The organism is Cohnella soli, from assembly GCF_042655525.1.
Lineage (GTDB): Bacteria > Bacillota > Bacilli > Paenibacillales > Paenibacillaceae > Cohnella > Cohnella soli.
This window is the reverse complement of sequence record NZ_JBHSMI010000028.1, coordinates 732949-753822: the sequence shown is the minus strand read 5'-3', so window position 1 is coordinate 753822 and position 20874 is coordinate 732949. Positions and strand designations below refer to the sequence as shown.

Annotated in this window: 15 protein-coding genes; 4 read left to right on the top strand and 11 right to left on the bottom strand. The window is 50.7% G+C overall.

Annotated features, from left to right (window positions below):
• Positions 1 to 137: 137 nt before the first annotated feature.
• The 6 genes from ACFPOF_RS19200 to ACFPOF_RS19175 form a co-directional block, all read right to left on the bottom strand.
• Positions 138 to 1202: a response regulator gene (locus ACFPOF_RS19200; protein WP_378135551.1), complete on the bottom strand. Its 1065-nt coding sequence runs from the start codon at positions 1200 to 1202 to the stop codon at positions 138 to 140.
• 3 nt (positions 1203 to 1205) lie between these two features.
• Positions 1206 to 3050, bottom strand: coding sequence for a sensor histidine kinase (locus ACFPOF_RS19195; protein WP_378135549.1), 1845 nt, complete (start codon positions 3048 to 3050; stop codon positions 1206 to 1208).
• A gap of 37 nt (positions 3051 to 3087) precedes the next feature.
• Complete coding sequence (locus tag ACFPOF_RS19190) at positions 3088 to 4491, bottom strand: extracellular solute-binding protein (protein ID WP_378135547.1); 1404 nt, start codon at positions 4489 to 4491, stop codon at positions 3088 to 3090.
• A gap of 78 nt (positions 4492 to 4569) precedes the next feature.
• A complete protein-coding gene (locus ACFPOF_RS19185) occupies positions 4570 to 6183 on the bottom strand; it encodes an extracellular solute-binding protein (RefSeq protein WP_378135545.1) in 1614 nt (537 codons plus the stop codon).
• A 56-nt stretch (positions 6184 to 6239) separates the two neighbouring features.
• Positions 6240 to 7121, bottom strand: coding sequence for a carbohydrate ABC transporter permease (locus ACFPOF_RS19180; protein ID WP_378135543.1), 882 nt, complete (start codon positions 7119 to 7121; stop codon positions 6240 to 6242).
• A 29-nt stretch (positions 7122 to 7150) separates the two neighbouring features.
• Complete coding sequence (locus tag ACFPOF_RS19175) at positions 7151 to 8134, bottom strand: ABC transporter permease (RefSeq protein ID WP_378135541.1); 984 nt, start codon at positions 8132 to 8134, stop codon at positions 7151 to 7153.
• 266 nt (positions 8135 to 8400) lie between these two features.
• On the opposite strand from ACFPOF_RS19175, the gene ACFPOF_RS19170 reads away from it, so the two are divergent.
• Together ACFPOF_RS19170 and ACFPOF_RS19165 are read left to right on the top strand one after the other, a co-directional pair.
• Positions 8401 to 13296, top strand: a complete 4896-nt coding sequence (locus tag ACFPOF_RS19170; protein ID WP_378135539.1) for a discoidin domain-containing protein — start codon at positions 8401 to 8403, stop codon at positions 13294 to 13296.
• 337 nt (positions 13297 to 13633) lie between these two features.
• On the top strand, positions 13634 to 14539 hold the full coding sequence (locus ACFPOF_RS19165; RefSeq protein ID WP_378135537.1) for an alpha/beta hydrolase: 906 nt from the start codon (positions 13634 to 13636) through the stop codon (positions 14537 to 14539).
• A 46-nt stretch (positions 14540 to 14585) separates the two neighbouring features.
• Here the strand turns inward: ACFPOF_RS19165 and sigZ are convergent, their stop codons facing one another.
• Positions 14586 to 15173 (bottom strand): RNA polymerase sigma factor SigZ, encoded by a 588-nt coding sequence (gene sigZ / locus ACFPOF_RS19160; protein WP_378135535.1) that lies wholly within the window; start codon positions 15171 to 15173, stop codon positions 14586 to 14588.
• Positions 15174 to 15297: 124 nt separating this feature from the next.
• Between sigZ and ACFPOF_RS19155 the strand changes: the two genes are divergently transcribed.
• On the top strand, positions 15298 to 16323 hold the full coding sequence (locus ACFPOF_RS19155; RefSeq protein WP_378135533.1) for an aldo/keto reductase: 1026 nt from the start codon (positions 15298 to 15300) through the stop codon (positions 16321 to 16323).
• 171 nt (positions 16324 to 16494) lie between these two features.
• Here ACFPOF_RS19155 and ACFPOF_RS19150 read toward each other — a convergent pair whose 3' ends face one another.
• Positions 16495 to 16980 carry a hypothetical protein gene (locus ACFPOF_RS19150; protein ID WP_378135531.1) on the bottom strand — a complete coding sequence of 162 codons (486 nt, stop codon included), beginning with the start codon at positions 16978 to 16980 and terminating at the stop codon, positions 16495 to 16497.
• A gap of 144 nt (positions 16981 to 17124) precedes the next feature.
• Here ACFPOF_RS19150 and ACFPOF_RS19145 point away from each other — a divergent pair, with 144 nt between their 5' ends.
• The gene (locus ACFPOF_RS19145) at positions 17125 to 18540 is read left to right on the top strand and encodes a chymotrypsin family serine protease (protein WP_378135529.1); all 1416 of its coding nucleotides are present in this window, start codon (positions 17125 to 17127) and stop codon (positions 18538 to 18540) included.
• A 557-nt stretch (positions 18541 to 19097) separates the two neighbouring features.
• Here ACFPOF_RS19145 and ACFPOF_RS19140 read toward each other — a convergent pair.
• The 3 genes from ACFPOF_RS19140 to ACFPOF_RS19130 all read right to left on the bottom strand — a co-directional run bounded on the left by ACFPOF_RS19140 (position 19098) and on the right by ACFPOF_RS19130 (position 20580).
• Positions 19098 to 19451, bottom strand: coding sequence for a hypothetical protein (locus tag ACFPOF_RS19140; RefSeq protein WP_378135528.1), 354 nt, complete (start codon positions 19449 to 19451; stop codon positions 19098 to 19100).
• A 45-nt stretch (positions 19452 to 19496) separates the two neighbouring features.
• Positions 19497 to 20201 carry a hypothetical protein gene (locus ACFPOF_RS19135; RefSeq protein ID WP_378135526.1) on the bottom strand — a complete coding sequence of 235 codons (705 nt, stop codon included), beginning with the start codon at positions 20199 to 20201 and terminating at the stop codon, positions 19497 to 19499.
• Positions 20202 to 20385: 184 nt separating this feature from the next.
• Positions 20386 to 20580 carry a hypothetical protein gene (locus tag ACFPOF_RS19130; protein WP_378135525.1) on the bottom strand — a complete coding sequence of 65 codons (195 nt, stop codon included), beginning with the start codon at positions 20578 to 20580 and terminating at the stop codon, positions 20386 to 20388.
• Positions 20581 to 20874: the final 294 nt, after the last annotated feature.

The following is a 20874-nucleotide window of genomic DNA, read 5'->3' as shown; positions in this document are numbered from 1 at the left end:
ACGACTTGAAAGCGCCTGAAAGCGCATACAAATATGATCGCATCCTTGTCCGGGAGCTTCAATTGACACTTCTTTAGAATACAGGACATTTTGTAAGCAGTTCGCCGATTGACCGGTTGTTCTCGAATTGAACAAGCTTATAAATTCGCTTCGCTTGGCGTGAAACCGAAGTACCGCTTGAAAGCGCGGCTAAAGCTCCTGTAGTTCTGGTACCCGACCATTGCGCTGACTTCGTTGATTTTATGCTCCTCTCTCACGATCAGCGTTCTGGCGAGCATCATCCGTTCGCGAATGAGAAAATCATTAAAGTTTTCCCCGGTTTCTTTCTTGAACAACACGCTCAAATAGTTCGCGTTCATATGTACGCGGTTCGCCAGCCACTCCAGCGATAACTCCTCCGCCAAGTGCGCGCGAACGATCGATTGCAGCTTGCTGAACTCCTTGTTTCCTTGCGATGCTTGCAACTTTTCTTGCAAATCAATTGAAAGGTCGATTGTGTGATGCATCAGCTTGTTCAGGTCGTTCGTGCTGGGGGCGGCTTTGAATCGTTTGATTAAATCCAGAAATTCGGTCTGTCTTGCCGCATATAGCGACGAGCTGGAGTCGTTCAAATGGATTTCGATCTCGAAAACGAGATTTCTTAGAAATAAGACAATCGACTCCGCAGGAGCCTCCCTATCGCGCTGAAACGCAAGCAGATCATCGAACATACGATTTGCGCTTTGATGCGCCTCGCTGCGGTTCCCTTGCCAGAGAAGCGGCAATAAGCTTTCCACAGCTTGCTTGGTTGTCTCCCTGATGCGATTTCTTGTTTGCTCCAACGCCTGTTGCTGAAGCCGCTTCGACGCGCTTTGAATGATTTGATTAATCTCGCGGTACACGATCGGCTTCAGCACATATTCGCTGACGCCATAGGAGATGGCTCGCTGGGCATATTGAAATTCGCTGTACGCGCTGATAATGACGATCTGCGATTGTATCCCCGCCGCGCGTATCCGTTCGATCAACTCCAGCCCATTCATTCGCGGCATATTAATATCGATCAGGACGATATCGGGAATATCCGTTTCCATCAGGGTTATCGCTTCGATCCCGTTCTTTGCTTCGCGAATATGCGTAAATCCGTTGATATCCCAATCGACGAAGGCTCGCAAATCTTCGCGGATCATCCGCTCGTCATCCACGATTAACGCTGTGTACATCAGTCATCGCCTCTCTTCAGGAGTCTGTTCGATCGAATCTGCCGATTCAGGCGAATAATGGATAAGCAGCGCGACTTCCGTGCCTTCCTCACCGCTGCTGCGGATTTCCATGCGATAGTCGTTTCCGAACCGATGGAGCATCCGCTGATGCGTATTGTACAACCCGACACCGGATGAATCGCCGGACTGCGAATCGGTTCCCTGCAACTTTTCCTTTACTTCTTGCAACTGCGCCGCATCCATACCGTTTCCGTCGTCGGCAATGGAGATTCGCAGCACGCCGTCTTCCCAAGCACTCGTCACCGTAATCCGCACACGATCTTTACTGGAGTTAAATACGCCGTGTTTGATGGCATTTTCCATAATGGGCTGCAAGATCAAGTTCGGTACTTGTTTATTGAGCGAATGGTAATCGATCTGCCATTTCACCTGAAACAAGTCGTCATAACGAATTTGCTGCAGATGCACATACGACCATAACAGATTGAGCTCGCTCTCTAAGGTTACAAAATTGCTTATGCGATAAATACTCTCGCGGAGCAACCGGGATAAATGAATAATCATATCGTTGATCTCGGTTTCGCCGCCGGTTCGCCGGATTGCGACAGAGTTGATCGACTGCAAGGTGTTGAACAGAAAATGCGGATTGATCTGGTTGTACAACGCCTTGATCTCGGCCTGGTTTTTCTCCTGTATGATCTGGCTTTCCAATTGCTTCGCCTCGTTCATCTTCACGAACAAATCGCCGATCTGCACGGCCATTCGATTCAAGCAAGAGCTAATCTCATCAATCTCCCGGGCGCCCGATAACGGAATCCGCGTATGGAAAGCGCCGGCCGACAGCTTGTTGATCCCGCGCAGCACCGGGGAAAAGAAGCGAGTCAGTAAGCGAAAGATATACATGACGCACAGAATCGATATGATCAGAGTTAGAATGGGAACGATGACGATTGATTTGCCGGTTTCCAGCATGTATTGCACCAGACTCGTTCTCGTGTACATCGTAATCAGATAGGAGCCTGCCAGCGATTTTTCGATAAAGAAAATATGATCTTTGGTTTCCAGCTGGCTAACGTCTCTATCGAGCGCCCGGGTTCGCAGCAAATCGGCGTAGGCGTCCAACCAGGGAGTCGCGGGAAACAGAAACAGAGGCTTAAGATCGCTTGTCGTGTAGGCAAAATTAACGTTGGGAACGACGTTCAGCTTCTTGGTAACGCTAGAGAGCCGTTCGGGATTCAGACGGATCTCGATTGCGCCGATCATGGGAGCCGAAGACGAAGTGTTAAGCCTGGTTACTTTGGATATATTAAAATCTTTCATGATTTGCCATTGCGAGATCGAGCCGTCGCCGTTCGCGACCCACACAAGGAGCGGCGTTTTTTTCTTTGCGGCGATGTATCCCACCTGTTCCTCATACTTGCGCTCGCTCTGGGGTACTCCTTGGCCAACTAGGACGACCTGGCGATGGCCGAACCAGATGCGGATGCTGTCGATCTCGGTGGTGCTGTCGTAGTAGCTGTTCAAGAGACTAACCATATCGGCTTTATACTCCGTCAGTCGAGTATCCGAAATATTATTGTTGTTGGTTTGAAGAATCTCGTTAACCGCCGGGATATAGGCTTGTATGGTTTTGTTTATCATCAACTGGGTGGAGATTTGGCTATATTTCTTATTGTTGATTTCTAACGCTTCCATCGTATCTTTCGTGATTTGACCAATATACCGCTCATCGGAATGCTCGGTTTTGATGTGATTATATCTCAGCGTCACGAAGGTCAGAATGACCGTTAAGGAAACATTTACGGCCAGGATAAGCAGGATGATTCGGCTTCGAATGGATTTCAACATGTTCTGCGGCACTCTCCAGTCCCGTCTGCGGACGTTTTTACAAGTTTCCGTCGATCTCCGCTTGAATCTCATCTTGAAGACGCTTGAGCTCGGCAGGGACATTCACATCCGAAAACAACACATTCTGCAGCAGCTTGTTATATTCGCTCCAGAAGCTCGGCGCATAGTCGGCATGCAGCGGTTTCGTATTTTGCAATTGCGCGGTCAGAACCGTCTTTGCGGGGTTGTTGGCAAACATCGGATCGTCGACAACCGATCGCAGGACGGGAATTCCTTCCGTTAGCTTGATCCATTGTTTATAAATGGACGGTGAATACAGAGCCGTCAGCAATTCCTTCGCCGCCTCCTGATTCGCGCTTGAACGGAAGATGGAGAACGAGAGTCCGGGCGCGAGGATGGATGTGCTTGTTTGCATCGACGGAACGATGGAGAACCCGAGCTTGGAGATGTCCATGCCGCCGTTGGTAAAGGAAATCAAGGACCACCCGCCCGTCGTAATAAAAGCGGCCTCCTCACGGACGAAGGCATCTACCCAGTTGACATAGTCCGATTCAGGATTGGAGGCATAACCGTTTGTGACGAGGCTTTTCAACTTCAACATGCCGAGCACCGCTTCCGGACGATCGAACAGCGCTTGTTTGCCGTCATCGCTGAACATCTCCCCGCCGGCGCTGAAGATGAAAGGAGAGGCCTCGTAGGTACTGATGCGCAATGTCGTGCCGGTTACGGGCTGTCCATTGCTTGAGTGAAGCTTGGCCTGCTTGATTTGCTCCAGCATCTGCTCATATTGGTCCCAAGTTAGCGAAGTAAAGCTGGTATTGGCAATGCCGGCTTTGCGAAGCAGGTCCTTGTTATAAATCAGGAAAATCGAGTCGGCCTTGATCGGAACGGAATAAATCCTGCCGTCGCTCATCCCTTCCGACAGCAGGTTCGGATACATATAGTCGCCTTTAAGAGAGGACCCGTTGAACCAATCGGTGATATCCGTCATAAGGCCGTTGCGCATCCACAAAGGGTTTGGAGCGTCTGCGATCATATCCGGCAGGTCTGCTCCGGCGAACAGCACGTCCACCTTCTGCGCCATTTCAGCCTGAGGCACCCCATCGAGCCGAACTTTGATATTGTACTTGGCGCTATTCCGCGTTGCCAGCTCAGCCGCTTGATCCAAAATGGATTTATTCTGTTCGCGGTTGGTCGTATCCATCAAGATACTCAAAGTGACGTCGGATTTGGCAGATAGAGTGGCGCTCGTGGCGAGAGTTTCCGGATCGATGTCCGGTTGCAGGCATCCGCCGGCGAGCGCCATGACAAGCATAAAGACGAATGGAGTGAAAATTCGTTTGCGTGCAGCGACTTTGCTTATCGTCGTTCCCTCCAACCCGAAAAAGAGTGTAAGCGTTTTCCTATGGCTTTTATTATGACACCTGGACAAAAGGGCCACAAGGGAAGTCTGCGATGGAGCAGGAACGATTGTGATGGCAAAGAGCCGCCGATAAAATCGGCAGCTCGCGACGGACGGTTACATATTCAGAGATTTTCTCATCTTGTTAGCGTTCTCGGTCCACAGCGCCTCCAGTTTCGGCATGCCCATATCATCCATTTTCTTGATAAAATCGGCGTAGCGCTGTTCCAGCTCCGCCTCGTCTTTCGCCATCAGGAAGGTCGGGAAGGCCGCGTTGAAATCGGAGGTTGCCTTCGCTAGAATCGTTGCCTCTTCCGACTCCGGCCCTGGCTCGATGCTGAGCATATACAGCTTCAGATTCTTATGCGGCAAATAAAGATCCAGCGCTTCTTTCTGCTCCGGATTTTTCTTCATTTCGCCGCCCTCGATCCAATGGTCGTAGAGGTCAAGGTTAAACCAATAGGCGCCCGTGCCGAGCTTCTTCGTATACTCGAGATCGTTCTTGATATTTTCGTTGTATTCGTCGGTTCTCACGGGCGTGTCGTTATCCATTTTCCAATCCTTGCCCTCGATACCGAAGTGCGTCAGCTTCTCGCCTTCGTCCGACATCATGTAGGACATGAACTGGATCGCTTCTTTCTTGTGCTTCGAAGTCTTCGAGATGGACCATCCCGCCCAGCCGATGCTGTTCTGCTGCAAAATCGTGGCGTCGGGGAACATCGGAGCGTACACATACTTGATGCTCTTGTCGTTCTCCGGGAACTGGTAGCCTGTCCCGACAGAACCTACCTGATAGAAGACGTTACCCGAGTCGATAATGGATTTGCGCTGTTCGTCGGTCAGGGCAATGTCGTTGCGAGTAATAATTCCGCTCGTGTACAGCTTGTTCAGCCATTTGAGCGCATCCAGGTATTTCGGATTTTTGTAGTTCGCGTACATCTTGTTATCCTTCTCGTAATACATCTCGACGCCGAAGCTGGCGATGAAGAATTCGTAGCCGAACGGCTGAGCCGTAAACGGAAACTTCGAATTGCCGATGACAAGCGGCGAAATCTTCGGATACTTCTCTTTCACCTGGAGAAGGACATTGTACAGATCGTCCGGCGTATCGATCTTCGGCTTGCCCAATGCTTCATAGATATCCTGACGAATAAGCGGAGCGGGATTCCAAGGACCGACCGGCAAGAACCTGTCGAGATTGCTCGGTCGGATCTCCGCGCTGTTGATCGTATAATTTTTGCCGTCCGCCGCCGCGTTCATTTTCCAATAATCGTCGCCCATCCGCTGCTTCAGCTCCGGTGCGTACTGGTCCATGAGCGGGCCCAAGTCTTCGAAGAGACCGGCATCGATCGCTTTATTATAGGTCGGGTTTTTCATATCGTTCACGACGAAATCGGGCAAATCGCGATTGGCAATCATCAGGTTGAACTGCTGATTGTCGTCGGCGTTCGGTTTGGTGAACTTCAATGTGACGCCGGTTTTCTCTGTAACCATTTGGGAGATGGTGTTGGACCCCCATTCCGGGAACGTATACCAAGCCCCGTTGTAGAAAAGTCCCAACTCGACCGGATTTCCGGCATTACTGCTGCCGTTGCTGGAACCGGTGCTTGCCGTGGAGCTTGAGCCGGGGCTGGCGTTAGACCCGTTGTTTTCTTTCGCGCATGCGCTTAATACGGAACCCAACAGAAGCACGGCGGCCATACTCGACAATAAACGTTTTCGATTGCTCATGGAACAGCCCCCTCGATAGTTTGAATGATTCGGAAACCCCTTTGGCGTAACGCTCTTCAACCTTTGACCGCCCCGATCAGCATGCCTTTGGCGAAGTATTTCTGAACAAAGGGGTAGATCAGAATGACAGGTCCGATCGAAATCATCATGGTGGCGTAACGAACCGATTCGATGGTATAGGATGCCGTGTCATTCGTAATGCCGAGCTGTTGTTTCAATCGTTCTTGCCCCGCTGCGAGCGCGATAATCTCGTAGAGAATGAGCTGCAGCGTCTTGAGGTGCGGGTTCGTGGTGAAGAACTGCGAGTCGAACCAGGAACTCCACTGCCCGATGCCGTTCATGAGTGCGATAGTGGCAATGATCGGAACGGACAAGGGAAGGATAATTCTGGCGAAAATGAATACTTCGTGCGCCCCGTCGATTCGCGCCGACTCCAGGAGCGGAGCCGGGATCGTGCGAAAGAAGGACATGAACAGGATGACATTCCAGAAGCTTAATAGCGCGGGAATGATAAAGACCATAAATGTATTCAGAAGTCCCAGATACTTCAGCACGAAATAAAACGGGATAATGCCTCCGCTGAAGTACATCGTAATGATGCCGATCACGATATACGTCCGTCTGAACATCAAATCTTGCTTCGACAGCCCATAGGCTACCGCAGCCGTGAACAGGACGCTCGTTGCGGCGCCGATGAGCGTTCTTGCGACTGTTACCATCATGGCGCCGCCCATGAGGTTGTTATCCATTGCGCGGCGGTAGTTCTCCAGCGTGAACATTCTCGGGTAGAAGTACACGCCGCCCAAGTTCGAATCGTGACCGTTGTTGAACGACAGCACCAGGCTGTTGTAGAACGGGTATAGCGTAACGATCAGAATCAGGATCAGCACGGCATAGATCACGACATCCGCTAATTTTTCTCCTAGGCTTTTTTTCACGTCGTCCCCCCTTGCTGCATTGACACGGTTTAGAAAATAGCCTGCTCGTCACGATCGATTTTCTTGGCCACCCAGTTCGCGAGGAATACCAGAATCAGGCTGATCGTGGACAACAGCAGGCCGGCAGCCGCAGCGAATGAGAAACGGCCGAGCTGCAAGCCCATGCGCAGGATGTATGTATCCATGACATCGGAAGCGCTCATGTTCAACGTGTTGCCGAGCAAATAGCCATAGTTGAAGTTGGAGCCGCCGAGCCCACCGGTGAACATGGAGCCGATGCCAAGGATCAAGAGCACGACGATCGTATTCTGAATCATCGGCAGCGTAATTTTGTAGACGCGCTGGAAGCGGGTCGCTCCGTCGACGATCGAAGCTTCAATCACCTCGTTATCGATGCCGGCCATCGCGGCGATGTAGATAATGGCGGAGAACCCTGTAAATTTCCACACGTCCAGCAGAACGGTAATCACTTGGTAGTAACCCGGATACGTCAAGAATGGTATGGCCTCTTTCAACATGCCGAACTTGATCAGGAGAGGATTCAGAATGCCGTCCGATCCTCCGCTGAAGAATGTCGTAGCCATACTCGCGATGACGACCCAGGAGATAAAGTAAGGCAAATAGCTGGCTGTCTGCACGAACTTCTTGAAGAAGGTCGGCTTCAGTTCGTTAAGGAGAAGCGCCAGGACAATCGGACTCACGAAGGTCAGCGCGAATTTCGCCACGCTCAGAATAACCGAGTTCCGGGCGGACACCCAGAAAGCGTCGTCGCTGAACAGCATGCGGAAATGATGCCAGCCGACAAACTTACTAAACATGTAACCTTTGGACGGATCGAAATCCTGAAACGCCATGACGATGCCGAACATCGGCAGGTAGCTGAAGACCAGAAGGAAGACGCCGCCCATTAACGCCATGTATTGAAAGAACGCTTCTTTCCGGAATCGGAGGAGCCCCTGGCGAAATGTACTGCGTTTGGCAGGATTCAAGTTTGCAGGGCTCGTTGCGCTCATTGAGATTCACCTCCTTGCTTGTCATGTTGACTACTCTTAATGGTGCAACGCGGCCCTGGCGACTTCAATTGACATTTCCTTTGATTGGTGCTCCTTTTTTGAGGAGTTTCAAGAGAATGGCCGCAGGTTCGTTCCATAACTCAAAACAGGTGATCTTTTCTAAAGAAATGTCCATTGAAGATGGCAATCGGGCGGTACATCATAGGAGTTGAAGCCGTCGAGGTTCGCTCGTGGAGCTTCAATACGAAAGGGGGATTATGATGAGATTGAGCGGAAAATGGGATCCGGGCCGGCAGAGGAGCCGGAAACGCGGATTCATCTTGCTGTTGGCTGTTGCTCTCGCGATTGGCGGCTATATCCCGATCTTGGAAGGAGCACGAGTATACGCGGGGAATTTCAAATTGGCCGTGGCCTCGATATCGGCTTCAAGCGCTGCAACCGGGCATACGGCAGTTCAGGCTTCCGACGGCATTTATGCAAGCGCTTCAAATTACTGGGCGCCCGCAGCGCCGCCGACGGCGGCCTCGCCGCAGTCGCTCGTATTCGATCTGGGCTCGATGCAGAAGGTCGGCGCCATGGAGCTATGGCCTCTGACGGGGAACGGCCCGAAATCGTTCACGATTCTGACGTCGACGGACGGCAGTACGTACGCGACCATGCTTACGGTGACAGGGAACAAAGACGGGCACAACTATTTCGAATTTCAGCCGCTCAAGGCAAGGTACGTGAAGCTCAATGTGACGGAGGCGTATGGAAGCGGCGGCGTGCAGGAAATCATGCTGTACCCGAGCTTTTTCTCACCGACGATCGATTATGCGGGCACGGCCGGCAATATGATGAACTTCTCCACGACGACGAGCCAGGGTTTCGATAAAATCAAGGCGACCGGATCGCAGGTGGTCAACCTGTTCCTGGCCGCCCAAGGGGACAGCGGCGTCATGCCGAGCGGCGGCGATCTGACGGTGCCGGGCAACTATAATTTCACGAACTTGGACGCTTTGATCGCGCGCTTCGCTTCTCATGGCCTGGATGTCCATCTGGGCATTCCGGGGCTGCCCTCTTCGCTGTGGCCCGATGTTTACGCCCAGATGGTCAATGAAGACGGCGCATCGAGTCAAATCACCATTAATTTCTTCAACGACGACACAATCCCTAAGTATAAGGCGTTCATCAAGAACGTCACCCAGCACTACGACAGCAACCCTTATGTCAAAATGTTCGATATAAGCGGTCCCGGCTATTATGGCGGCGTGGAAGGGTTTCCCGGGAACTCGGCGACGGACCCGAAGCTGTACCTGTACGACAATTACGCCAAAGCCAAGTTCCGTACCTGGCTGCAGGCCAAGTACGGCAGTCTGACGGCGCTGAATGCGGCGTGGGATTCGTCTTACGCTTCCTGGACGAACGTCCAGCCGCCGCTGCCGGATCGCGGCATGAGCACGGATATCGATGTGAGGCACAGTTGGTCAGATCTGATGTATTTTTACCGGGACTCGTTAACCGCCTTCATGGAACCCTTATTGACAGAGATGAGGCTGTGGACGAACAAACCGATCAAGCTGGAGACGGACGGCGGTTTTATTCACAACCCGATGGAGACCGGGGCTTCCATCGGCCTGACCGCCCGCTTGCTGGCCAACCATCGGCCCGGCGTGCTCGGCGACAGCATTATGGACGAGAACTTCGGCACGGCGCATCTTCCGGGCTACAAGCGGGCCTATAGCCTGGAGACAACGAGCGACAATACGAATCTTCAAACGGACAAAATGGCGGAAGACACATTCTTCAACAAGCTGGTTAACGGCGTCGGTTCGTATCATCGCGTATATGTCGGTTCGGATTTCGCGGCCTACAATATGTCGACGGGGACGTGGAGCGGCACCGATTACAACGGCAACGACCACTATACCCAGTTTGCGGATCGCGCGCACCGACTGACGGACATGGTTCCCGCTTATGACGGACAGACCGAAACGGCGATTTTCAACTCGATTCTGACATCCAACTATCGCAAGGGTTATCGCAATCGCGACTATATGGATATCTACAATGCGGACTACTCGCCGGGTTACGTTACTACGCGCTGGACCAACTGGGCGCGATATTTGTCGCAGCCGGATATCGTGGACGATTTCTTCATCGAGGACGGATATTTGGATCAATACAAGGTGCTCATCCTTCCGAACTCGGGTTATACCCTCACTTCCCGCGCAGCCGTGGACGCCATCAAGACCTGGGTATCCAACGGGGGCATTCTGATCGCGTTCGGCAAAGGCTCTCTCAGCTATACGGTCGAGAACGACCGCAGCATCTCGGGCGGCACGGGGCTTTCGAATTGGCTGGCCGGGTTGACCGGAGGCACAGCCGCCGTCGCGGCGTCCGGCGACTACGCGCGCATCGTGTCGCCCAAGCCGGCGTGGATGGGCGACACGTTCTACGCGGGGCAAGCGTTCACCTATGCGGCGGCCTCGGACCAGAAAATGGCGTTAAGCACGCTCGCGTCTTCGGCTACGCCGGTGCTTACGGATACGAACGGGAATGCTTTGATGGTCGAGAATGCCTATGGTTCCGGGCACGTGCTGTTCGGTACGATTCCGGTCAATCAATCGGAGCTGTTCCAGGACAGCGTCATGGGCAATCTGCTCGGCAATTACTTGGACGGCAAAGGCATATACCGGCCTGTTCTGTTCGACGCCGACCGCTTTAACGTCGCTTACGCGGGCATCAACGAGGTGACGGGAAAACCGCTGACAATTGTCGCCAACACAGCCGATTCGACTAGCGGGCAAAGTTTGTTTTTCTCGCACCCGGCCAGCTTCAACGGCAAAGAAGCCGAAGCGTTCGTCGTCTCTCCATGGCGCAACGTGGATGGCGGGGTGATTACGGAAACGTCGTTGTCAGGGAATGAGAAGAGGATAGATTATTCCGTTTCGTCGGGTTCGGAGTTGAGCTTGCATAGTTATCCGAATTCCTCGATCCCGGTCAAGTCGGCTACGGCGAATCGTGCGGATAAGCCGACGGCCGCCAAGAAGGTGATCAATGGACTCAACACGGAAGGTGACGGATGGGACGGCGGACCTGCGACGAGCGGCGATCCGGCGCAGATTACGTTCGATTTCGGCAAGGCAAGAAACGTAGGTGTATTCGACTTGTTTCCCGAGACGGACAGGGACCCGGACAGTTCGATCGCAGACGTCAATTTCGAGTTCGGCGCCTATGCCGGAATGTCATGGACGGCAACCGGCACGGCATTCGGAAGCGGCCCAAGCGGAACGCCGCACGGCGGGGTGAAAGGATGGCGCGGGGCGAAGTGGGCCGATTCCTCCGTAGGAGGCGAGTCCGCTACGGGTACGCTGCGCAGCCCGGCGTTCACCATCGGCAAGGAGGAACTGACGTTCCGCAAAGCCGGATGGGACGGCTCCTCCGGAGGCAGTCAGAATTTCTATTACCTGAAGCGGGCGTCCGACGGGGCGATCTTGTTCACGGCAAAGCCGCCGCAAAGCGACGCGTTCGTTCTGGAGCGTTGGGACGTATCGGCGTATATCGGTCAGGAGGTGTATTTCGAACTGGTCGACGGCAACGGATCGAGCGGTTTCTCTTGGCTCGCTGCGGACGACTTGCGTTATTCGGATAACCTGGACTTCGAACGGGGCAACTTCCAGGATTGGACGGTAACCGGCAACGCCTTTATGGCTTCGCCGTCTTCCGTGCGAACGAACTGGGGGCATGTCGGGAATGTGCAGGGACAATATTTTGCCGACTCCCGGGCGCTCGGGGCCAAAGAAAACCAGGCGGCCATCGACGGGGAGTCGCGGACGGGCAAACTGCGTTCCAAGACTTTCGTGGTGGAGAAAAATCTGCTTCTATTCGACAAAGCGGGCTGGGATGGTCCATCTGGCGGAACTTCCAACAAATATTATTTGAAGCGAGCGTCCGACAACGCGATTCTGATGAGCGATTCCCCGCCGCAGAGCGATCAGTTCACGACTCAAATCTGGAATGTGTCTCCTTATGTGGGCACAGCCGTTTACTTCGAGATGGCGGACAATAACAGCGGCTCGGGATACGCCTGGATGGCGCTGAACAACATTCGCCAGGCCGACAATCGCGATTTCGCGACCAACACCTATACAGGCTGGACAACGACGGGCACAGCCTGGGGGACAGGGCCACTAAACACCGCGCATGGCGGCATAAGCGGTCAGCATGGCGCCTGGTGGGCGGATTCGTTCACCGGGGGCGAATCGGCCACCGGTACGCTGCGATCTCAGCCGTTCGTCGTCGCAAGCTCGCGCATGTCCTTTCTGAAGGCGGGCTGGGACGGTCATACCGGCGGCAGCAGCAACTTTTTCCGGCTGCGCCGGGTATCCGACGACGCAATTCTGCTCTCAAGTCCGCCGCCGCTGAACGATGCATTCGTCCGGCAAGAGTGGGATGTCTCAAGCTATGTGGGCGAGTCTGTATACTTCGAGGCGGTGGACAACAATTCAGCCTCCGCTTATGCCTGGATTGCCATTGACGATCTGGAATGGAGAGGAGAAGGACCCAAGAGCTTTACGGTATCGACCTCGACGGATGGCGTTACGTTCGGTTCCCCAGTGCTCGCTGTAACCAATCAGGGCAATCAAAGCGCGCAGTATTCGTTCCCTGCCGTCAATGCGCGATATGCGCGGATCCAGGTGACGGGCGGGTACAGCGACATCCATTCGGGGCTGCGCGAAGTCGTCTGGTACAGTCCTTATAGCGAAATTCCGGTCGTTGCCGCAACCGCGAATTCGGAGCAATCGGGATACGGTGCGGCCAAAGCGATCGACGGCATATCGGATGCGGATGGCAATCTATGGGCGCCTGCGGGCAGCCCGAGTTCCGGCAGTCCGAACTGGATCAAGCTGGACCTAGGCTCTGTGCAGACGTTCAAGGCGGTGCAGTTGTTCCCGCGTTGGAACCCGGCCGGTCATGCGGGCGGACTGGGGCCGAAAGATTTTCAGATCCAGGTGTCGACGGACAATGTGAACTGGACGAGGGTGTATACGGCCCAGAACAATAATGAGAACGCGGTCAAATACCACTTCCCGCAGCAGTCGGCGCAATACGTCCGGCTTGTCATTACCAGCGGTTGGGATAACGCCAGCCAGATTCGCGAGTTGAAAGTGCTGCGGTAACTTTTAATCGGCAATGCCAAAGAGACTGTCTCAAAAGTGAAAACTTATGAGCAGCCTCTTTGGCAATGGATTTAGAAGAGGATATCCTCGGAAACCACCTCGTTCGTACTGTCAACGAAGCCGTCAATCGCCTTGACGACAGCATCTTCCCCATCTATTCGGTCAAATTCCGCACGACACCTAGCGGTAATTTTATACTTTCTGGTATGTCCAAAAATGTACTTTCAAGTGTGCAAGCCACTTTAAAGTGCCTTCTTACAATCGTTCGGAAGATGGTTTATCTTGAAATCACGGAAGCGATAGACACTCCAAACCTATACGAGAGAAGGAATTTCAAATGACAATGCCCGAATCAACGCAAAAATTTCTCGCTGATATTTCCGAGTTTCCCGCCCTGCATACAATGACTCCCGAACAAATCCGTCAAGTCGTCGTCGCCAACATGATTTCGGACGATGCCCCCTTAGCAGGGATGGTCGACTTCGAGCTTGACGGTCCGCACGGCAAGCTCGCGGTAAGAATGTACCGGCCAACCGCAAATCTGACGTTACCGGCAATCGTTTTCTTCCACGGCGGCGGATTTCTGTTCAACCGGATGGAACATTACGATCCGATGAGCGGCAAACTCGCGGTGACGACGGGACATGCGGTCATCTCCGTCGATTACCGGCTGGCGCCTGAGCATAAATTTCCGGTGCCGGTCGATGAGGCTATCTATGCGACGCAATGGGTATTCGACCATGCAGCCGAAATCGGCATAGACCCAGAGCGGATCTCCGTCGCCGGAGAAAGCGTCGGCGCTACGCTGGCGACGGTCGTCGCGCAACAAGCTCGGAAGAATGGTGCCTCTGCGATCGCGCATCAGATTTTGCTGAATCCGCTAACGGACTGGTCGACGGATTACGAATCGAAACAGACGTACGGCGCTGGCTATTACCTTGAAACCGCGTTGCTCGAAGCTTGCGCCGGTTACTATTTGAACGACGACGCGGAGAGAGCGAACCCACTCGCCTCCCCGATCCACGGCCAAGTAGACGGCATTGCTCCCGCGCTGATCGTGACCGCCGAATACGACCCGCTTCGCGACGAAGGCGAGCGGTATGCCGACAAACTGCAAGCTGCCGGAGTCGATGTCGTGCTCAAACGTTATCCCGGCATGATCCACACCTTCTACGCATTGACGGACATTTTCGAAGACGGCCATGACGTATATGAGCTTGTTCGCGACAGATTGCAGCAATAATATGCGCTACATTAAAAAACACGCCAACTGGCGTGTTTTTGGGCGATTATAGATTGGACGTACGTCCGGAAGTCGCTTTTTTGTTACCTTTTGTACACACCGCTTCCTCTCCAATAACCTGATAGTCCACAATGTTCCCGTAACTGTCGGCTTCGATCTGGCAGCAAGTCGTCATGATTTCCTTAATCATCTCTCTGCCCCGCTGCACTCTGGACTTCGCACCTGAATAGGAGATGTCTAAATGCTCGCCCAGCTCCTTCTGGGACATTCCGGTCAATTCCGAAAGCTCAATCGCTTCCCGATATTTCCCCGGCAATTGTGTGATGACCGACTTCAATCCTTCGAGCGCCTCTTCAGAGTAATTGACTTCCTCAGGCTCCTGATCGTCCGGTATAAATTCCGTTAACTCTTCAGTCCGTTTCGTTTTGCGAAAATGATCCGTGATGCTATTGCGGGCAATCTGGTATAACCAGGCGCGCTTCTTGTCCTCGTCGTTTAGATCCGACTGGTGATTGTAAGCTTTCATAAATACGGTTTGTACGATATCGTCGGCGTCCGGATGGGAATTCGTCTTACGATAAACAAATCGTCTAATTTCATCGAAGTATTGTTCCCAAAGCTGAGCAAACTCCAATGCATCGTTCCCCTTCCAATTGCGGATTCCAATCTTTCAAAAAAAATATCGCGTCATTTTGCGTCTTTTTCTTTAAGCTGCCGTCTCCCTAAATATAAACCAAAATCTGGAGGGAGAAAAGAATATGAAATACAATCTGTTAGGCAACACTGGGGTACTTGTTTCCGAAATCGGTCTGGGGACGATGACATTTGGCAAAAGCGACAACTGGGGCGCTTTCGGCGGGCTCGACGAGAAAGAGGCAGGCGTTCTCGTAGATCAGGCATTGGATGCGGGCGTGAACTTCTTCGACACCGCCAACGTATACGCAGAAGGCAACTCCGAGAAAATTCTCGGCAAAACCTTAAAAGGAAAACGCCATCAGGCCATTATTGCAACTAAAGTAAGATCGCGCATGGGTCCTGGACCGAATGAACTCGGTTTATCCCGCCTCCATATTATTCGACAAGTAGAAGAAAGTCTGCAACGTCTCGGCACGGATTACATCGACCTGTATCAAATCCATAATCCGGACCAGTTAACGGATTGGGAAGAAACGCTGCGCGCGCTCGACGATCTTGTACGAAGCGGTAAAATCCGTTATATCGGGTCCTCCAATATGAACGGATGGAGCATTATGAAAACCCGTGGCCTTTCTCAACTGCACGGGCTCCATGCTTTCAAGAGCAGCCAATCCTACTATTCGCTCGCAGCCCGCGATATCGAACGGGAAGTCATTCCGGTACTCAAAGATCAGAACATGGGTTTGATCGTATGGAGTCCGCTATCGGGTGGTTTCTTATCCGGCAAATACTCGCGCGACAATCAGGGCGGCGCCAATGATCGCCACGCCACCGTATCGTTTCCGCCTGTCGATAAAGATAAGGCGTTCCCGATCCTCGATGTGCTGCAAGACATCGCCGCAGTGCGCGAAACGACGGTTGCGCGGATCGCTCTGGCATGGGTGCTGAATCAGCAGGCCGTGACAAGCGTTATTGTAGGAGCGAAGCGTCCGGATCAATTACAGGATAATCTCTCTGCGAGCGGTATTCGATTAACCGACGATGAACTGGCCAGATTGGAAGAAGTGAGCCGCCTGCCGATCGAATATCCGGAATGGCCGTTCCTGAAAGAGAATGACTCTATTTTCCGAAAACATCCGCAGGCCTAATGACTCATTTACCGGCGAGCGTAGGAGTTTGATCCTTCTACGCCCGCCTTTTTTCATTCTCTTGATCTGGAAAATGACACCTGGTTGATCCATTGACACAATTCGGTGGCATGTTACGGTGACGAAGGATTCAGGAAGTTTCAGTTATTTCAACGAAGTGCATAAGTCATGTTATTTTATTAATACTGTAATTTCATTCGATTTTATACTATACTTTTTTTCTCTTTTATTCTGAATTAAGCTGAAGGTTTCAATACTATAAATTTTATATTCACCTGGAATCTTAAATTTAGTAAGTTTGTTTTTTATCGGATCTCCAGAACTATCTATTTCGTAAAAAGCACTTTTACCGCTCCATGTTGATTCTACTCCAATACCTGCATTTACAACTGGCTCACCATTTATCCCAACTAATCTGATTGGAGTAACTTTCCCATTTTGATCAACATAATACAGTGTGGATAAGTTTTCATATTTAATCGTCAGATCAGAATCGGTATTTTTTTTTAAGAATATATTTATTCTTACAAGATCATCAACATGGTAAATTTTCTTGTCGCTACTAATTTCAGCAATTAATGAGTCTTCTTCGGGAAATTTCTTTATACATGCGCTAAGAAATACAAAAAATAAACTAATTATCAAGATTTTATTCATTTCCATTACCCCCCATAAAAAACATTGATTTGTAGTTTATTTGGTATTATGATACCATAAAAAAGAAATCACTGGTAAAAATTGATCAAAATCACTTGAATTGCTGGCCAGCATTCATTATAAAAGACTCAAAGGAGAATAATTGTGAAAAAAACTCTAAAATCAATTTTAATCCTTACTTCTGCAGTTTTTATTTCTACCGGTGTAAATTCAAATCTTGGTTCTTCTACACAAAATGTTGCCCATGCAGAACCAACTGTCACTCTTAGTAAGGAAGTAATTTTAGAAAATGCCATTAATTTTAGAAAAGCATTCGGAATGGATACCTCTAGTGCACATATCAATGATATCGTGAATCGAAGCATTGAAACTAGTATGGAAAATGCATTTGGCACTCCCTTAACGAAAGATGAAGAGGATTTGTATATTTCTAGAATGAATATTGAACATGAAGCGCCAATTATTAAAAAATATTTAGAAGATAACTTTCAAGATATTTATGGTGGAATTTATTCACGTCAAGATCTAGGTCAACTACACATCAAGCTAACTACTCATGACGCTAATATAAAGAAATTAATTAAAATGAATGCAAAGTATCCAGAAAGCATAGTTTTTGAGAGTGCAAAATATTCTTTCAACCAACTAAAAGAATTTCAAGAAAAGTTAGAAGACAGTATCTTTAATACAAATATTGCTCAATCTGTAGGAATAGATGTGATTAATAATAAATTTATAGTTTCTTTATTTGATGATACAACAGAAAATAGAGATAAAGTTTATAAAATTTTGAATGATCCTGATATAGTTACATTTGAAAAGAGTGGAACTGTTAAGGTTACCGCTGATGATGCATATTATCCACAACCTTATCCTTCAGGTATTCGGATTGCGGGTGGTAGCTCTAGTTCTAGTGCTTGTAGCATTGGATTTTTTGGAACTAAATCTTCTGATAATTTGTTAGTTACTGCAGGTCATTGTGATACACCTGGATCTACTTCAAATTGGGGCCAAGGAATAGTAAACGGAGTTTCCCAGTTAATAGGTGCTTGGAATTTTCGAACGACTAATAACTCTACTGATCCTGCAATCGCCGCTGATGTTGGAACTATAAAGTTAAATTCTGGAGTAAGCGGCGGGGCAGCTGTTCCTTATACAAATGGGAATGGAAGCAGTCTTACCCCAATGAATGGGACTTATGTTAATGATCAAGTGGGCCATGTTGTTTATTATCGTGGAGCAACTACTGGTTCTCTCGTTACTACTACAATTACTGCTGCTAATCTAGATGTCAATTATAACAATTGCGGTACTCAGATGTGTAAGATTTATAAAATCAAAAACCTTGTCAAAACTAATATTGCTCCAAGTCCGGGAGATAGTGGTGGGGTTGTTGTTACTGACTACTTTTGGGTTAACCAAAAAGGTGGTTATACATTTAAGCTTGCAGGTGTTATATCGGCTATTGATACTGATGGAAAAGGTCTATATAGTCCGATATGGGCAGTTAATACAGCTTTAAACTTAACAAGCATTAATGCTGGGTGTCCTTGTTATTAGATTATTCTCTTGAGAGAATTATAATTGATTTTATTCTTGACATTCTAATAGTATTCCCCAAAAAAAGGATGTCTCAAAGCACCATGGCATAGCAGCCACCACGAATGAAATTGAACTCGGCCTGTGAATCTGAATGTTCATGCTGGAACTACAGATCGCAGGCCGATACTTTTCGTATTATCAGGTCAGCCAAAGATTTCTTTCTGGTTGGCCTATTTTTATGGTCGTTCTATGATGGCGGTAGCTGGGAGAACGTGGTTCTTTTTGGGGACTCTTACCCCGTCACAAAAACTGTTCTCCCACTAACCCCAATGACCATGTTTGAACTGGTTGAGGCACTTGACCTCGTATCACAAGCGAAGCTTTGAATTGGGAACCATCGTGGGATCGCCGGCTAGTTTAACATCTCATTTTCGCGCAGGTTTCTTCTGAAAAATTGGGAAGGAGCCAGACTCCAAATTCGGCAAGCCTTGTGTACGTCATACGGCAACCCAGAATGGCACACGTCTCTTTAAATGTTTAAACATGGAGATCTCGCGTTATGCTGACGCAACGGACTACACATTCGAAGCCGCTTCTGTATAGATGCCTGCGTCCCAACAGAAGAATCCAAGCACCCGATCACGCTGCGGATAAGGACGTGACGTAATCCCGCGGTGCACCTGTCCGCCAATTTCAACAGTCGATGTCAACACAGTGTCAAACATATCCATCACCGAGCTGCCTGTCGGCTTCCAGCTTTGCGATCTCCCGGCAAAATGAGCGGTTCCTACTCGGCCTTTCATCTTCGTGCGGATGACATGCTCAAACGCGCTATAGAGCAGCAGCGCCAGCAGCATCACGTACGCGAACGCCTCGACCCGACGCGGCGAATGCAAAAACACCGGGCCAACGAAGTACGGACTTTTCAAAAAACGAAACCGCCCCGCTACCTCATGCTGCTCCTTGTAAAGCTGCTACACTTGTGCGTCAGGCAGTCGTTGGTCGTCGCGAATGTCCGTTAGCAGCACAAATGCCGACTCCTGGTGACGAAAGTGCGCCAGCGCTTCTTCGTTCGGGGCCACGATCTCGATGTGCAAGCGATAGACCGTCTGGCTCGGCGGCTCCGGGGCATCCTTTGACGGCCGGCCTCGCCCGGCGCGTTTGGCTTGCTGGCTTTCTTCGGTAATGACCGTTTGCACGGTATGAAGCCCGCCCTGATGCATCTTCTCGAAGGCTTTCGCAGCACGCTGTGCATCCTTGCGGCAGGCGTAGACGGCGCGGCTCGCCTGCTCGGCGGCTTTGCTCCATTTCGCGTGTTCTCGGGTCATCACATCTTCAAGCTTGCGTGCTTTGAGCGCCTCGAGCCCCGTCGAGCGAACAACCAAGAACCGATAGATCCGCCCGTACAACTCGCGACGAAACGCTTGCAGTCGGTTGGAAGAACCGTCCGGACCCTCGGCGATAACGCCGATGTCCTGGCATGCCTGTGGTTTCTGCCAGGCCGCTTCCTTCAGGCTTTCACACAGGTTGTATGTCGACGGCAGACGCGAGACGAACGACAAATGCAGTTCATCAAACGCACACAGGTTGTCCTCATTCACCGCTGCGGCATCCGCAATGTAGATTGGCTTGTGATCCGGTACGGATTGATGGAGTGCTTCACGGAGTTTGGGGATCATTTACCGGTTCCACTTGTACCGATCTCTCTCATCGGAGCAAGTTGTGCAACTGGAGCGAGAGACAGGGCGTACAGAAAGAGCAAATAACCTCCCGGAGCGATAATTCCGCCAAGCAGCATAATCCTCCAATTAACCCTAAACTCATTACGTACTGCACCGGAACGAAACGTCTCCTAAGAAAGAATCAGCAGATTGCTAACGTTAGCTTCTCTTGGAGCACTGTCACTCCGAGTTTCGGCACCAGCAACGGGCCCACGCCCCGCATAATGTAATAGACTTGCGACAAGTCCCCAGAAGCATACACAGCCGCGAGCAAAACCACATACAATCCGTGCAGAAACATCGATGCAAGGACGATTAAGAGCGCTTCCCGCTCCATTGACTACTGTCCCATTCGATCATCGTCCATGGCAAAAACACAAGTACAGCGATTAGCTGACAACACCAAAGGAATACACTTTTGTTCACGCTTTTCTTCGTATACATATTCCACATCGAATGAAGAAATCCCGAACCGAGCACCAGCAAAACAGCTATCCCGAACATCCCGTCGATGGCCTCCACTAATAAAAGATCAATTGACTCCACATTGTATCATTGGATTCCTATTATTGGAATGTTTTACGGACCACCGCGCGAGTGAAATACGTGGCATAGACTTGCATTCCGAAAC

Bases quoted from the DNA above. Each gene is read 5' to 3' on its own strand.
- ACFPOF_RS19185 (WP_378135545.1), bottom strand. From the start codon at position 6,183: ATGAGCAATCGAAAACGTTTATTGTCGAGTATGGCCGCCGTGCTTCTG.
- ACFPOF_RS19130 (WP_378135525.1), bottom strand. From the start codon at position 20,580: ATGGAGCGGGAAGCGCTCTTAATCGTCCTTGCATCGATGTTTCTGCAC.
- ACFPOF_RS19135 (WP_378135526.1), bottom strand. From the start codon at position 20,201: ATGATCCCCAAACTCCGTGAAGCACTCCATCAATCCGTACCGGATCAC.
- ACFPOF_RS19155 (WP_378135533.1), top strand. From the start codon at position 15,298: ATGAAATACAATCTGTTAGGCAACACTGGGGTACTTGTTTCCGAAATC.
- ACFPOF_RS19165 (WP_378135537.1), top strand. From the start codon at position 13,634: ATGACAATGCCCGAATCAACGCAAAAATTTCTCGCTGATATTTCCGAG.
- ACFPOF_RS19195 (WP_378135549.1), bottom strand. From the start codon at position 3,050: ATGTTGAAATCCATTCGAAGCCGAATCATCCTGCTTATCCTGGCCGTA.
- ACFPOF_RS19175 (WP_378135541.1), bottom strand. From the start codon at position 8,134: ATGAGCGCAACGAGCCCTGCAAACTTGAATCCTGCCAAACGCAGTACA.
- ACFPOF_RS19150 (WP_378135531.1), bottom strand. From the start codon at position 16,980: ATGAATAAAATCTTGATAATTAGTTTATTTTTTGTATTTCTTAGCGCA.
- ACFPOF_RS19200 (WP_378135551.1), bottom strand. From the start codon at position 1,202: ATGTACACAGCGTTAATCGTGGATGACGAGCGGATGATCCGCGAAGAT.